This is a genomic window from Fortiea contorta PCC 7126, from assembly GCF_000332295.1.
GTDB lineage: Bacteria > Cyanobacteriota > Cyanobacteriia > Cyanobacteriales > Nostocaceae > Fortiea > Fortiea contorta.
On record NZ_KB235930.1, the window covers coordinates 1,873,446 to 1,888,981 of the forward strand.

Consider the following 15,536-nt stretch of genomic DNA (forward strand, 5'->3'; position numbering starts at 1 on the left):
CATCACTGACAATTGAATGTTTTATCAGCTCTTGCGTCAAAGCAAGAGCTTTTTTTTAAAAATGGCAAGGTATTTCCTATACTCCGTGCTCATTTCCCACATTCATTGCTGCTAAAATAGCTTTTTGACTCACATCTTGGTAATGCTTTTGTAAATATTTCATTACCACCTCAGCAGAAGTTAAATTGACTGAATTTTCCTCATCTTTAGCTAGAGGAATTGCCTCTAACATATCTAAAACTGTTTCACTAGTTGATGGTGCAATTACTACTAAAGATGTTTCTAACGGCTCATCATATTGCCAGAAATTGTCTATTTTGATTGCATTTTGGCTATGGGAAATTGGCTGTTGAATGTCAGTTATTGCGGTTGTTTTTATCTCAATTTTAGCGCCGTGTAATTTGCGGAGATCACCGATGATTTGCTCTTGAGTGCGCCCACGTAATTGAAACAAGACAAATGGGTCTTCACTAAAGCGATCGCCTAATTGATAATACACGGCACCAATATGCTTACAAGGATTCGCCTGATCCGGACAAGAGCATTTACTCTGAATATCAGACAGAGTAAAAGGAAACAATGAAAGCCCATTTGTCGTGAAAACTTCTTCAATATTTTGTGGCATTTCTCCTGCTAATAACTTGGCAGCAAAAATTGCCCTTTGAGACATAGTTTCAATTACATAACTCCATTGTTCATCACTAAATGGTTCTAAAAATAAAGAAACTTTGTAAGGTTCAACTTCACTACCTTGAACCCTAGCTAATACTTTCGCACCCTTAAATTCAATACTGAGCACATTACCCTGACGAGCGTAGTTTCTAGCTCGTTCCAACCGCTTTTTAAAGCGATAAGAATCAAGTAAATCAAGCCACCTTTGTGACCACCATTCACGACTTGTTTGTGGAGTAGAATTAGTCATTTTTTTAGTATTAATTCTGAAGTTTGAAAGATGAGAGATTTTGCGAAATTTCCACTACGAAAATTTCATATTTTATTCTGCGTCTTCTTCAATGACAGCACTGCGATCTAGGATGAGTAAATTGCGGAGTTGGTCTGTGTCCATTTCAGTTAGCCATTCTTCACCAGCACCAACAACTTGTTCAGCCAGTTGTTTTTTACTTTCAATCATGTCATGAATTTTTTCTTCTAAAGTACCTGTGCAAACAAATTTATGTACTTGCACATTCCTAGTTTGTCCAATGCGAAATACTCTGTCTGTGGCTTGATTTTCTACTGCTGGATTCCACCATCTATCAAAGTGGAAAACACGATTTGCTCTGGTTAAATTGAGTCCGACGCCACCAGCTTTCAGGGAAAGAATCATGATTGGCGGCCCTTGGGGGTCGTGTTGAAAACGGTCAATCATTTCTTCTCGTTGTTTTTTACTAGTGCTACCATACAAAAACAATATTTCTCGATTTAACTGCTTTTCTAAATAAGGCTTGAGTAATTTACCCCACTCGGCAAATTGAGTAAAGATTAAAGCGCGTCCTGCTTGAGCAGTACCGTAGGCGTCGCCTTCTGCTAAAACCTCCTCTAACATTTCTTGTAACCGTTGCAGTTTGGCAGAATTATGTTTAGCTAATGTTGCTTCTTTCAAATATTGTGCAGGATGATTACAAATTTGTTTGAGCTTGACTAATAAAGCTAAAATCATCCCTCGTCTTTGCAATCCTTCCGCATCATCAATTTCTGTGAGAGATTCCTCTACCACTTTTTGATAAAGTGTTGCTTGTTCGGCAGTTAGACCGCAAAATACAGTCATTTCCTGTTTGTCTGGTAAGTCTTGAATAATCTCCCGGTCTGTTTTTAAGCGACGCAAAATAAAAGGCTGAACTAAGGAACGTAGCTGACTCAAAGAAGCAGCATCGCCATATTTTTCAATGGGCATAGCAAACCGCCGTTGAAAAAATTGTTTATTTCCTAAATATCCAGGATTGAGAAAATCTAAAATAGACCATAATTCTTGCAGTCTATTTTCTACTGGTGTCCCAGTTAAAGCTACACGAAAGTTTGATTCTATTTGTCTAACTGCTTGCGATTGTTTGGCTTCGGAGTTTTTGACATTTTGGGCTTCATCTAAAACAATTGCTTGCCAAGAAATGCTTTGCAAAGACGCGAGATCGCGGTGAATTAGTGAGTAACTTGTGATGATTAAATCGTGCTTTTTAGCTGCTGCTGCAAATGCTTTGCCTTTAGGACGTTTATCACCGTGATATTGCAAAACTTTGAGACTGGGTGCAAATTTCTTGACTTCCCTTTCCCAGTTTCCTAAAACCGAAGTTGGACAAACTAAGAGTGTCGGCTTTTCTAATGCATCTTGTTCTTTGAGGTGTAGTAAAAAGGCAATAAATTGTATGGTTTTACCGAGTCCCATGTCGTCGGCGAGACACGCACCCAAACCCCAACGCTCTAAGAAAGCCAGCCAAGCTGCACCTCGTTCTTGATAAGGTCTTAATTGCCCTTGAAACCCTTGCGGTGTGGGGAGAGGGGTAATTGTCTGATTATTGGTGAGTGTACCGATTAGCTCTTGCAAAGCGCCCGACGCCTCAAAGCTAACTACTGGTAACTTTTCAATTACTTGGGTGTCGCCGCTACTGAGACGCAGAGCGTCTTCTAGAGACAAGGACATTTGGTCTTTGCGGGAAGCAAAAAACGCTTGAGCTGTTTTGATGTCTGGCGATCGCAATTCTACCCACTCGCCGTTAATTTCTACTAGGGGGCTATTCAACGCCACCAATCGGTTAAACTCGGCTTGAGAAATAGTTTGTCCACCAATTGCTAATTGCCATTGAAAATTGAGCAAACTCTGCAACCCTAAGCGTCCTGGTTGTTGCTTTGGGGTTTGGGCTGCAATTTGCAGACCCAAACGATTCGCCCAACCCTCACGGTTGGACAAGCTAGGAGGTAAAATTACGCCCAAACCGCTATCTTCAAATCTCCAAGTGACGGATTTAATAAACTCATAGGCTTGTAAGGGATCGAGTTGACAAGATTGGGGATATTCAGTTTCTAAACTTGCCCCAATGGGGGGGTATAATCTAGACGCTAACCCCAAACCTCGCAAAAAAGTTTCTTGGGGTTGGGTAATTGTCCGATTTTGATAGGTCATTTGCTCGACTGGATGCTGCCATACAGTTGCTGCATCGAGTAGAAAATCTGCGTCATCGATCGCCTGGAGATAATAAGCTAATGTCCAGTGCGTGGCTTTAGACTCTGGCGGGCACAGTTGAAAACAGGTGCGAAATTGAGTTTTATGAGTTAATTGATATTGTAGCGGCATAGTCCAAGCTTTCAGCGCCGCTTGTAGTCTCTCGATGCCAATCGGATCAGCGTTAACTGTGGGTGTGGGATGGGTTAGCGCTTGCAACCACTGACGAACTGCAGATGGTAGAGAGGCCATGATCCTGGTTTCGATTTGGGGTTGGGAACCCATTATGCTCCGCACTTGGGCATCTATAGTTTTATTAAGAAAATTTAGTAGTAATTCCTGGGGTGATGAAGGTAAATCGACGGCGAGGTGATCAGGTGAGAAATTTTCGTTTTCTTGTTGATAAGTGCGACAAGCCAAGGGCATTAATTGGGAAAATTTTTCTAACCTTGTATTATCAACCGCACTGTCTAAAAGTACCTGCCACTGAGCAACTGTAAAACCATCTGTTTGTCGATTAATCGTGGGTAAAAATTTACACCGAGCAATCAAGTCCCAACTCCAGCGAGCAATTTGTGACCAAAATCGTAAATCTCCAGACATAAATACATCTTCTCCCTTGACAGTACTTAAAGGTAGAGAAGAAAGAAACTTCATCGCTGTAGCCGGATCGAGACAAAAACCCTCGACTAACCACGGTTGCAAATATGGAGTAATTTGTGAGTCGATGGTGGCAGAATGCAGCGGAAAAATTGTAGCTGTTCTTGCTGCCGAATCTTCTAAAATTTGAGTTGGTAAAGCAATAATTTGGGAGTGTTTAGGGAGATTAACCTCGCTAGTCATTGCGGTCGGACGCGATCGCCCTGCACCTGCATTACCTGGGGATGGTTGAATTAAGTTAGGTATTTTCAGGTTTTTTACTTCCAACCACTCACCCAACTCCACTGCATTCATGGCTAAGGGATGGAGGGGGACATCTTTTAACAGATGAGACTCGATATGAATCCGAGATACTCGCCAAGTTTCCCCCCAAATAAATAAACTGCTATGGTGATTTTTGATTAACCAACTACCGTGTAAAATTGCCATTTGTGAATTAATTTAAAAATAGTGACTAATAGAATGATACTGTTGGCAAAACATTACTTAACACATTAAATTCCCTGAGATACCGTAGTTGCTGGGTATTAAATGTTGAAGTTATGTAATTCGATTAACCGCAGAAAAAGTATTTCGCATGTGAATAAATAATTCGTCAACGGTATCCGCAACGCAATGACTCCCCTACTTTAAGATTTGTAAAAATTCGGCAAGAAAGCCCTGTTATTCAATGAGCTACCGTGTATACACAAGGCTATAGAAAAAGCATCATTTAATTTATACTAAAATTAATTGTGGAAATTACTGCTGCAAGCTATAGTGAATAAAAGTAATATTACCAAATAAAATTTAAGTGTAATTGCTTATATGGCTACTAACTTAGGACTGATTCAAGGAACCAAAGAGCTACAAGGCAAAATTGACTCTCAAAACACCACGAATGATTTCCTATTTCAAATTGGAAAAACTGCTGGTATTGGGGACTTCATCCGCATTGACTTTGATCACAACAAAGGTAAGGGTGATCTTGATCTAAATTTGCTTACTTCTGGCAGTAGTTCAAAGATTTAACAAGTGTTTTGGTAGCTTCAGAAGAATTAATTCCTGGTGATGGTTACAACTACCACAAAGCATTTGAGGTGCTGCAAAGTAACCCTGAATCAGTGACTGCAGAACAACTCGCTGCATCAATGGTCACAGCTTACAATGAAAAATACAAGAATAATGAGAATGGTTGGAATACTCTTGCTGCAATTAAAACCAGTGCGCTTGGTGGTTTAGCTACTGCCCTCAAAACCTTTACTACGGCTACTCAACAAGCAACTAATAGTGATTGGAATCTAATTAATCAAGCTAGAGCAGATTCGACAAAGTTTAAGAGTAAGTTTCTGCACGATCTGGGCAATTTTGCCAGTAACCTAGTATCAGCAAATGGTCTGACCTCTTCTATCCAGACTGCTGCTGGGCAAGTTATTCAAGCAATACAAGGGTCTGTTTTAGTTCAAACTGAGGCTTCTAAAGCCAAAACAACAGGGCTATCAATTTTTTTACCGAATAATGCAGAGGAATATAAGGATTACACAGATCCAGAAACAGAGAAATATTTCCAGAATCATGCAGCATTTGCAGAAAACGATCGCCCTTCACCCTCTGACTACGCTGTTTGAGCGCCAGGGCGATCGTCGTCACCTAGACGCAAAGCTTGGTCAAGGTATCGTGTCAGACAGCGAGAGAATTTTTTATCTTTGTATGTAGCTGAACCCAGCCTTAGTGCATAAATGTTAGGATTGCCACAGAGAGAGAATAGTGTGCATAGAAGGAAAAAAAACTGAATGGCAGAAGTTGATAAGTCGATATCCTTCGACGGACGGGATATTCGACTGAAGGTCGGCCTACTAGCACCCCAAGCTGGTGGGTCTGTCTTGATACAATCAGGGGACACAGCTGTTTTGGTGACGGCTACGCGATCGCAAGCCAGAGAAGGCATTGATTTTCTGCCCCTCACAGTAGACTACGAAGAAAGATTGTATGCTGCAGGTAGGATTCCCGGCGGGATCATGCGGCGTGAAGGTCGTCCACCAGAAAAAACAATTCTTACCAGCCGTCTGATAGATCGTCCCCTGCGTCCTTTGTTCCCTTCATGGTTGCGGGATGACTTGCAAATTGTGGCATTAACATTGTCAATGGATGAGCAAGTACCACCCGATGTGTTAGCAGTTACAGGTGCATCAATTGCTACCCTTATGGCCCAAATCCCCTTTCATGGGCCAATGGCCGCAGTGCGAGTGGGTTTAGTGGGAGATGATTTCATTATTAACCCCACCTATGCCGAAATTGAAGCCGGAGATTTGGATCTGATAGTCGCAGGTTCACCAGACGGCGTGATTATGGTGGAAGCGGGAGCAAATCAGTTACCAGAGCGAGATATTATCGAGGCAATTGATTTCGGCTATGAAGCAGTGCGAGATTTAATCAAAGCGCAACAGGATTTGATCGCCGAGCTAGGTTTAGAAATTATCGAAGTTGCGCCACCAGAAGTAGACCCCACACTGGAAAATTTCATTAGCGATCGCGCCAACGCCGAAATTAAGAAAATTTTGGCGCAATTTGAGTTGACCAAGCCTGAGCGAGATGCTGCTTTGGATGTGGTTAAAGAAGGCATTGTTAGTGCGATCGCCGAAATGCCTGAAGATGATCCTATCCGCGCCGCTACCATCGCTAACAGCAAAGCCCTAGGTAATACCTTTAAAGACATTACCAAACACTTCATGCGGCGTCAAATCATTGAAGATAACGTCCGTGTGGATGGGCGGAAACTGGATGAGGTGCGTCCTGTGTCTTGCCTAGTTGATGTCTTACCCAAACGAGTCCACGGAAGCGGTTTATTTAACCGGGGGCTGACTCAGGTGCTATCAGCTTGCACTCTCGGTACACCAGGAGACGCCCAAAATCTCAGCGACGATTTGCAAACAGATCAATCCAAACGCTACCTCCACCATTACAACTTCCCACCCTTCTCTGTTGGGGAAACTAAACCGCTGCGGGCTCCAGGTAGGCGAGAAATTGGTCATGGTGCCTTAGCAGAGCGTTCTTTGATACCTGTGCTACCGTCTAAAGAACAGTTTCCCTACGTAATCCGCGTGGTATCGGAAGTACTGTCCTCCAACGGTTCCACATCCATGGGTTCAGTGTGCGGTTCCACCCTCGCCCTGATGGACGCTGGTGTACCAATTACTAAACCAGTTAGCGGTGCGGCTATGGGTCTAATTAAAGAAGGCTCAGAGGTACGTGTTCTCACTGATATCCAAGGTATCGAAGACTTTTTAGGCGACATGGATTTCAAAGTTGCCGGTACAGATGCAGGGATTACCGCCTTGCAGATGGATATGAAAATCTCTGGTTTGTCTTTGGATGTCATCGCTCAAGCTATCCATCAAGCCAAATCAGCGCGCTTGCACATTCTGGAAAAAATGCTCGCTTGCATTGACCAACCCCGTACAGAAACTTCGCCCTTTGCTCCCCGTCTGCTGACAATTAAGATTGATCCTGACATGATCGGTCTGGTCATCGGCCCTGGAGGAAAGACAATTAAGGGCATCACCGAAGAAACTGGTGCCAAAATTGACATCGAAGATGACGGCACGGTGACGATTTCGGCAGTGGATGAAGGTAAGGCGAAAAAAGCGCGTAATATCATCCAAGGCATGACCCGCAAACTCCATGAAGGAGATGTTTATGTGGGGCGTGTAACTCGAATTATCCCGATTGGCGCATTTGTGGAGTTTTTGCCTGGGAAAGAAGGCATGATCCATATTTCTCAACTAGCTGATTATCGCGTGGGCAAAGTTGAGGATGAAGTCGCCGTTGGTGATGAAGTGATTATCAAAGTCCGGGAAATTGATAACAAAGGTCGGATTAATCTCACACGTTTGGGTATCCACCCAGATCAAGCAGCTGCGGCGCGGGAAGCTGCAGCGGTAAATCGGTAAATCGATTGAGGATTTTAGATTGTGGATTGGGGATAATCGCAAATCTAAAATCCGCTATTGATGGCGATTAATTCACTGCACAAAATTAAATTCATTCGTGAAGGTAGGGAACACAGAGCAGCGGGGTCTTGGTGTCTCCCGCCACTCCCCTCAAGTCGGGAAACTCGCCCACGGGAGTGTCTCCCGCCACTCCCCTCAAGTCGGGAAACCCGCCCACGGGGGTGTCTTCCCAAGTGCAGCGACTGCGGAGGAACGGGGGACAAAAAAACAATGTGTGTAATTAATTTTGTTTAGGTACTTATCAAGTTTGGATTTGAGATTAAGTAACCGGAAATGATTAAAATACGTATTTTGTCAAGTAAATTTTATGAGTTCAAAATTATCTGCGCTAGTCGGTCAATTCCATCCTGAATCTTTTGCTCGTTGAGTTCAGCGTAGCCCAAAACAAATTCGCTACCGGGGCTGGTTTTTAGATAATAAGAATGAGCAGCATTAATTCCCACTCCCAGATGTGCAGCACCCTGGACTATTTCTTGATCACTCAAGGTAGTATTGATTTTGACCATCAGATGCATTCCGGCATTTTCGCCGATAATTGTTACTTTGTCGCCGAAATGAGCAGCTAGAGACTTGACTAGAGTTTGGCGTCGCTGGTCATAGAGCGATCGCATTCGCCGGATATGCCGCTCTAAATGTCCTTCATTGATAAAATCCGTGAGGGCGTGCTGTTCTAACAAACTCGATTGGCGGTCTGCTAACCACTTAGCACGGGTAAATACATCTACTAAAGTGTGTGGTAACACTAGATAACCCAAACGCAAAGCGGGAAACAAGACTTTAGAGAATGTACCAACATAAATCACGGAGTTTCTGTGGTCTAATCCTTGCAATGCGGGAATAGGACGCTGACCGTAACGATATTCGCTATCGTAATCATCTTCAATAATGATTGCTTCTGATTTGTGCGCCCAGGCTAACAGTTCTAATCGGCGAGGGAGAGATAATAACGCTCCGGTGGGGAATTGGTGAGACGGGGTGACATAAATTAGTTTAATTTTTGGCGTGATATCTGTTGTCAAGTTGGTAACTAACAGTCCCGATTCATCCACAGACACGGGGAATAAACGCGCCCCGTTGGCTAAAAAAGCTCGCCTTGCTCCCAAATAGCCAGGGTCTTCAACGGCGATCCAGTCACCCCGATTAATGAGGAGGCGTGTGATTAAGTCTAGTCCTTGTTGAGAACCATCAATAATGATGATTTGCTCTGCACTACATTTTACGGCTCTGGAGCGCGAAAGATATGCAGCGATCGCCTCTCGTAGTCGTTGATCTCCCATCGAGTTATTAGTATAGTCGAGCACATCTGTATTCACACGGCAATGGCGAGACAGCAGCTGACGCCACACATGAAGAGGAAATTTGTCAAAGGCTGGTCTTCCGTAACTGAAGCTAATTTGTGCTTCTGGTTCTGGAAGACGAAATAGCGATCGCTCTGTTAAACTCACTCCATAAGCTGATAAAGATATGGGTGAATTGGTGACTTGAGATGTTGACTCAATTGGTGGTGTTTGGAGCAAGTCATCGGGGAGTTGACGACAGACAAATGTACCCGACCCGATAGTTGTTTCTAGATAGCCTTCACTCAGTAATTGCTCGTATCCTTGAGTAACAGTAGCACGAGATATACTTAAAGATTGCGCTAGCGATCGCGTGGAAGGTAGTTTTTGTCCTGGGGCTAATCTTCCGGATAAGATCGCCTGTCGCAATTCTTCATACACTTGGCGATGTAGTGGTGTATGAACGTGGGAGTTAATGGTAATTACAAAGTCCATAGATCAAAGTGGACTGGTAGCTTAATTAAAAAGTGGCACTTGTATCTAGCCAATTTGATTATTACTCTAACCGTGTAGAGTCAAAATTATCAGCTATGAATCCACAACAAGCTCCCAGCCCAAGAACGACTATCAAGCGCGTACCGCAACGAGCAGACTATGAGCGTGATACCATTTATCAAATTTTGGATGAAGGATTAGTTTGTCAAGTCGGGTTTGTGGATCATGGACAGCCTTTTGTTATCCCCACCGCTTACGGCAGAGTTGATGATACATTATACATTCACGGCTCTCCTGCTAGTCGAATGTTAAAAACACTGCTGCAAGGAATCGATGTCTGCGTGAGTGTAACTTTGCTTGACGGTTTAGTACTGGCGAGGTCTGCGTTTCATCATTCAATGAATTATCGCTCAGTGGTAGTATTGGGTACAGCCACACTTGTACAAGATGCAGAACAAAAATTAGTTGCATTGAAAGCTTTTACAGAACATGTTATACCCGGACGTTGGCAAGAAGTGCGATCGCCCAGTCGCCAGGAGTTAGCCGGAACGCTAGTGCTATCTTTACCTCTAGCTGAAGCTTCAGCCAAAGTACGTACTGGTGGGCCGCTTGACGACACTGCTGATTATCAAATACCAGTGTGGGCTGGGGAAATTCCCTTAAAATTAACAGCCACTACACCTATCACCGATTTACGCGGTTGCGAAGCACCCGGTTTCCAGACATCGCCCCGCCAAATTGAAGTACCTATTTATGCTACTAACTATAGTAGGCAATAGGAAATAGTAAAGTTAAAAAGGGTGGGAAGACCCCGCCTCGACGATTTCCATAATTTTTTCAAACTGGAAATTATGGGCTAAATCGATGATATGTTGAATTAACAGAGTGTTTTCTGCAGGGATTTGAGGAACTAATTCTAATATTAAATCGTCGCTACATTGAGCGGCAGCGTGGTACACTTGCCTTATCCATTCTGGTGACATTAATGATAAAAAAGATGATAAATCAGTTGATGTCAAAACCTGCTCTGTTGTTTTTTGTTTTGAATTTGCGCTTTGATAGTTATCTTCTTGATAAAGATATCTTACTCCCAAATATTCACTGATTTTTTCTAATAAAAACTCTTCGCGGAAAGGCTTGTTAATTAAATAGTCGCAGCCTGCTTTAATCATCGCTTCGCGTTGTTCCTCAAAAGCATTAGCAGTCAAAGCAATAATGATGGGATGTTTTTGATACTCAATTTCTGTAGTTTTGATGATTCTTGTGGCTTCGTAACCATCCATTACAGGCATTCGCATGTCCATGAATATTAGGTGTGGTTGCCATTCTAACCACTGGGCGATCGCTTCTTCTCCATTAGTAGCTTCGCGCACAGCAAATCCGACAGATGTCAGCAATTTTACTACTAAGATGCGGCTATCTCTGGCGTCGTCAACCACTAATATCCGATATTCTCCTTGATTTGGTACTAAACCAATTACATGACCTTGATGTTGGTGACTTGTAATTTCGCTGGCGGAAGCAAGGCTAATTTGAATGTGGAAAGCAAATCGGCTTCCTTCTGTGAGGTTGCTGGTGGCGGTGATATCACCACCCATGAGTTGAACATATTTGCGGCTAATTGCTAAACCTAACCCTGTACCTTGTTGAGATTTTCTACCACTGTCTGTTTGTCCAAAAGCTTCAAATAGCAAGTCTAATTCTTGAGGAGCAATACCTAGCCCTGTATCAATTACCTCAAAGTAGAGATGGAGTGTTTTTTTTTCTCCATCTCCCCTCATCTCCACTTCGTGGAGGTGTGGAGTTTCCCATTTTTCCCTGTCCTGGCTGACTCGTAGTGTTACACTGCCAACTTGAGTAAATTTGATGGCATTTCCTAACAAATTGAGAAGGACTTGAAGTAATTTACTTTCATCGGTTTGTATAAATTGCGGAAGTTCGGAATCATATGCAAATATCAGGTCTAAATTTTTAGATGCTGCTCGGAAACGTAACATTTCTTCTAAGCTGGCTAAGAGGCGAAAGAGGTCAAAACTGTTGACATTTAATGTGGTTCTTCCAGCTTCAATTTTGGACATTTCCAGAATGTCGTTAATTAAATTGAGAAGATGCTCACCGGCGCGATTAATGATGGCGAGGTTTTGTTGATGTTCCGAGGATAAAGAATTTTCATGGCTCATGACTTGGGTAAAGCCAAGGATAGCATTAAGCGGTGTGCGGAGTTCATGGCTCATGTTGGCGAGAAATTCGCTTTTAGCGCGGTTAGCGGCGTCAGCGGCGATCGCAGCTGCTTGTAATGCTTGTGATTGGTTTTGGGTTTGTCCGAGTAATTGTGCTTGCTGTAAAGCCACTCCTAGCTGATTACCAATTTGCTCGACGATGTTGATTTCTTCAGTTTTCCATTGACGGGGGCTAGAATTTTGATAACTCGCTAATAATCCCCACAGTTGATGACCGCAGAAAATGGGAACGGTAATATAGGCTTGGGCTTGAAAACGCTCTAAAAGGTTGATGTATTCAGGGTGAAACCCCGCTTGATAAATGTCTGAAACACACCGGAAACTTGCATCTTGGACTGTTTGTAGATCAGGCTCTCCAGTACTCAACATTTTCATAATGCAGCGATCGTCTTGTAGAGCTTCTTGTGTGAGGTGAGGATTGTTTGTTTGCAAATCAATCAGGGAAATCCAATCACTTCCCACCGATTCTGAGACAAATTCGCCATTTCCATCGGGATGGAAACGATAGACGACGACCCGATCGCAGTTGAGGACTTGGCGTAATTCTTGGGTAGTTGCGCCAAAAATTGTCTCTAAATCCAAGGTTTGACGCATTCTTTGAATCACTTGGGCGATCGCTCTTTCTCGTTCTGCGCTTTCTTGTAGTTCTAATTCTGCACGTTTGCGATCGGTGATTTCGATGATCACAGCACCCACACCAGAAGGGCGATCGTTTTCACCGGGAATGGGAAAATAAGAAGCGAGGAAGTGACGGGTATTACCTAAGTGATGCAGTGAAGCAGTACTGATTTCCACATTCACAATCGGTTGATTGCGGGTGAACACTTGGTGATAAAGTGGTGCTACCCTTGATGCCACATCGGGAATGATCTCATGGAGGGTTTTTCCCAGATGTTCTTGTTGCGGTAAACCATTAATCTCGGCTAGCAGTTCATTAATTTGCACAACTCGCAGTTGTTGATCGAGAATCGACATACCCACCGGCGCACCGCTAAAAAATGCATTCAAACTGGCTTCTCGCAACGCCAGTTCTCTTTCTAGGGTTTTACGTTCATTGATATCTTTGTGAGTACCTGTCATGCGTAAGGGTGTACCCCAACCGTCGCGTTCGCAAACTTGACCACGGGATTGAATCCATTTCCATTCTCCCCCAGCGCAGCGCAACCGAAATTCTACTTCAAAAACTGGTCTAGCACCTTGGAGATGGGAGTTTAAAATTGAGTGAATAGTAGATGTGTCTTCTGGGTGTACCAAATCCCAAAAAGCTTGTATATTTTCCTCAACTTCTTGATTCTGATATCCCAGCATTTTTAGCCAGCGCCAATCCCGATAGATTTGTCCAGTGGTGAGATTCCAGTCCCACAAGCCTAAATCGCTTGCTTCCAAGGCTAGCTGTAGACGTTCTTCAATTTTTCTGTGCGCCGCTTCTACTAGTTTGCGCTGAATCAGCCCACCCAACTGAGCCGCAACAGCCCCCACCAACAGCAGTAACCGCTTATCGACAGCAGCAGAGCTACGTTTAAAAAATACCAAAACAGCTAATACTTGCTCATCAGCTAAAATTGGTACACCAAAGCCAGCTTGGAAACCAACTTTTGCGGCTTGTGGCGATCGCACAAACACCTGGGGTGAAGCTTGGGAAACATCTTCTATCCATTCTGGCTGCTTGTTTTGCCAAACTCGCCCTACCATCCCCATTCCCGGAGTAAATGTCAACCTTTCACTATGGTGACAAAATTCTGCCAAACTACTATTTTCACCGTGCCAAACTAAACTGTGTTGCAAAACCTCGCCATCATCACTAGGTATCCAGGCTTCACCAAAATCCCAACCGATAGTGTGACAAATTAAACGCAAAACAACTGCCAAAGCACTGTTGACATCAACAGCGCGGGCGATCGCTTGAGTGGTCAGCAGTAATAAACGGCTTTCATTTTCGGCTTGTTTGCGTTCAGTAATATCTTTAGCAGTCCCCAGGATATACTGTTGTTCATCAATTGCGATGATTTCTGCACTAAACAACACCGTCTTGATTTCTCCATGAGCAGTGCGGACATCTACCTCATGGTTGCGGATTGCTTTTGTTTGTTGCAAAATCTGGGAAAGAAAAGTTGACTCTTCTGGATTTACCCAAATCTGCAATTCTTGATTAGTGCGACCAATCACTTGCGAGCGAGAATAGCCAAAAAATCGACAAAAGCTATCGTTGACTTCGATATGACCAGTTTGGGGAAAAGTGCTGAGGGCGATGGGGTCGGGGGATGATCTAAAAGCTGATCCTAATTTTTCTTCTGAGGCGCGTTTTGCGGCTTCGGCGCGTTTGCGTTCTCTGGCTTCGAGTGCTAGAGAAACTAAATTTCCGAGGGAACGAGCAAAATTTTGGTCTTCTAGTGTCCAATTATGAGCCACTCCCACTTGTTCCAAGCAGAATATCCCCACAGTTACACCTCCTAATCTGACAGGGACACTCAATTTAGAAGTGATACCAAAAGGTGTTAAATAAGACACGCTCAATTCTTGAGTAATGGGGTCGTGATGGGGGTCATTGGTAGCGACGATCTGAGCACCTTGTAAAGCTTGAAAATAAGCAGGATAATCTCTAGCTGATAGTAAATAGCCTGCGCTGTGTTGGCGAAGACTTTGTGTAAATAAGTCGAGACAACGCATTTGATGGAAATTTTCCCCAAAAAACCAGACACTGGCTCGCTCAACAGCAATATTTTTTGCACCCGCTTCTGTAATTGCATGTAAAGCAGCTGTTAAATCGCTTTGATAAAGTACTTGATTTTTTGCTAGTTGTGTGAGTACAAGATTATGCTCGCGGAGCTTGTCAGTGCTGGTTTGTAATGCTTGTTCTATTAAAAGGCGATCGCTAATATCCATCAGCGTAGTCACAACAAAAAATTTGCCATCATCTTGTTGAAAAACTGTCTGATTCATCTCGACACTTAAGTGTGAACCATCTTGACGTTGAATCACAAATTGACTTTTTTTTTCTTGACTGCCATTACCAATAAAATTATGATATTGCTCAATTAAATTAAATTTTTCTGTAGTTGTTAAATCTGGATAATGGATAGTAAATTGTTTGCCTATTAGCTGACAACGGGTAGATTCATATATTTGACAATAAGCTGGATTTACCTCGACAAAATATCCATTTTCATCTGTCAAACAAATTCCTACTTTAGCTGCAGTTAAAATAGATTCTATTTGTTTATTTCTATGATTAAGAGCAACTGCATAACGTTGACGTTCTTGAATTTCCCATAACAGTTGCTGATTTTGCTGTTTTAATTGTTTTTGCAGTTTTTGAATAGTTAGTTGATGTTCAATGCGGGTGAAAACTTCTTCTACTTGAAAAGGCTTGGTAATATAGTCTACACCACCTAATTTGAAAGCTTTGATTTTATCAAAAACATCATGCAAAGCACTAATAAAAATCACCGGGATATCACGAGTTGTCTGATCAGCTTTTAATAGTTGACAAACCTCATAGCCATCAATTTCTGGCATTTTGATATCCAGTAAAATTAAATCAGGTAATATTGTTTGCGCTTCCTTGACAGCCATTAACCCAGAACTGACGCCCCGGACTGTATACCCAGCAACAGAAAGAGTAGCAGATAAAATTTGCAAATTTGCCAGTGTGTCGTCAACTATTAAGATGCTTCCTTTATTTGTCTGTTGTGGCTGGCTATCCATAGGAGTTTATGTAAAC

8 protein-coding genes are annotated in these 15,536 nt (G+C 42.9%); 4 read left to right on the top strand and 4 right to left on the bottom strand.

Annotated features, from left to right (window positions below; translation table 11 throughout):
- Positions 1-76 precede the first annotated feature (76 nt).
- The gene (locus MIC7126_RS0108890; RefSeq protein WP_017652789.1) at positions 77-922 is read right to left on the bottom strand and encodes an SWIM zinc finger family protein; all 846 of its coding nucleotides are present in this window, start codon (positions 920-922) and stop codon (positions 77-79) included.
- A 72-nt stretch (positions 923-994) separates the two neighbouring features.
- On the bottom strand, positions 995-4,243 hold the full coding sequence (locus MIC7126_RS0108895; protein ID WP_017652790.1) for a DEAD/DEAH box helicase: 3,249 nt from the start codon (positions 4,241-4,243) through the stop codon (positions 995-997).
- A gap of 378 nt (positions 4,244-4,621) precedes the next feature.
- Here MIC7126_RS0108895 and MIC7126_RS0108900 point away from each other — a divergent pair, with 378 nt between their 5' ends.
- The 3 genes from MIC7126_RS0108900 to MIC7126_RS0108910 all read left to right on the top strand — a co-directional run bounded on the left by MIC7126_RS0108900 (position 4,622) and on the right by MIC7126_RS0108910 (position 7,743).
- Positions 4,622-4,825, top strand: coding sequence for a hypothetical protein (locus tag MIC7126_RS0108900; RefSeq protein WP_017652791.1), 204 nt, complete (start codon positions 4,622-4,624; stop codon positions 4,823-4,825).
- A gap of 8 nt (positions 4,826-4,833) precedes the next feature.
- Complete coding sequence (locus MIC7126_RS0108905; RefSeq protein WP_017652792.1) at positions 4,834-5,421, top strand: clostripain-related cysteine peptidase; 588 nt, start codon at positions 4,834-4,836, stop codon at positions 5,419-5,421.
- 165 nt (positions 5,422-5,586) lie between these two features.
- Positions 5,587-7,743, top strand: coding sequence for a polyribonucleotide nucleotidyltransferase (locus MIC7126_RS0108910; protein WP_017652793.1), 2,157 nt, complete (start codon positions 5,587-5,589; stop codon positions 7,741-7,743).
- 365 nt (positions 7,744-8,108) lie between these two features.
- Here the strand turns inward: MIC7126_RS0108910 and pdxR are convergent, their stop codons facing one another.
- Positions 8,109-9,575, bottom strand: coding sequence for a MocR-like pyridoxine biosynthesis transcription factor PdxR (gene pdxR / locus MIC7126_RS0108915; protein ID WP_017652794.1), 1,467 nt, complete (start codon positions 9,573-9,575; stop codon positions 8,109-8,111).
- Positions 9,576-9,670: 95 nt separating this feature from the next.
- Here pdxR and MIC7126_RS0108920 point away from each other — a divergent pair, with 95 nt between their 5' ends.
- Positions 9,671-10,354: a pyridoxamine 5'-phosphate oxidase family protein gene (locus tag MIC7126_RS0108920; RefSeq protein ID WP_017652795.1), complete on the top strand. Its 684-nt coding sequence runs from the start codon at positions 9,671-9,673 to the stop codon at positions 10,352-10,354.
- 12 nt (positions 10,355-10,366) lie between these two features.
- Here the strand turns inward: MIC7126_RS0108920 and MIC7126_RS0108925 are convergent, their stop codons facing one another.
- On the bottom strand, positions 10,367-15,520 hold the full coding sequence (locus tag MIC7126_RS0108925) for a PAS domain S-box protein (RefSeq protein WP_017652796.1): 5,154 nt from the start codon (positions 15,518-15,520) through the stop codon (positions 10,367-10,369).
- Positions 15,521-15,536 lie beyond the last annotated feature (16 nt).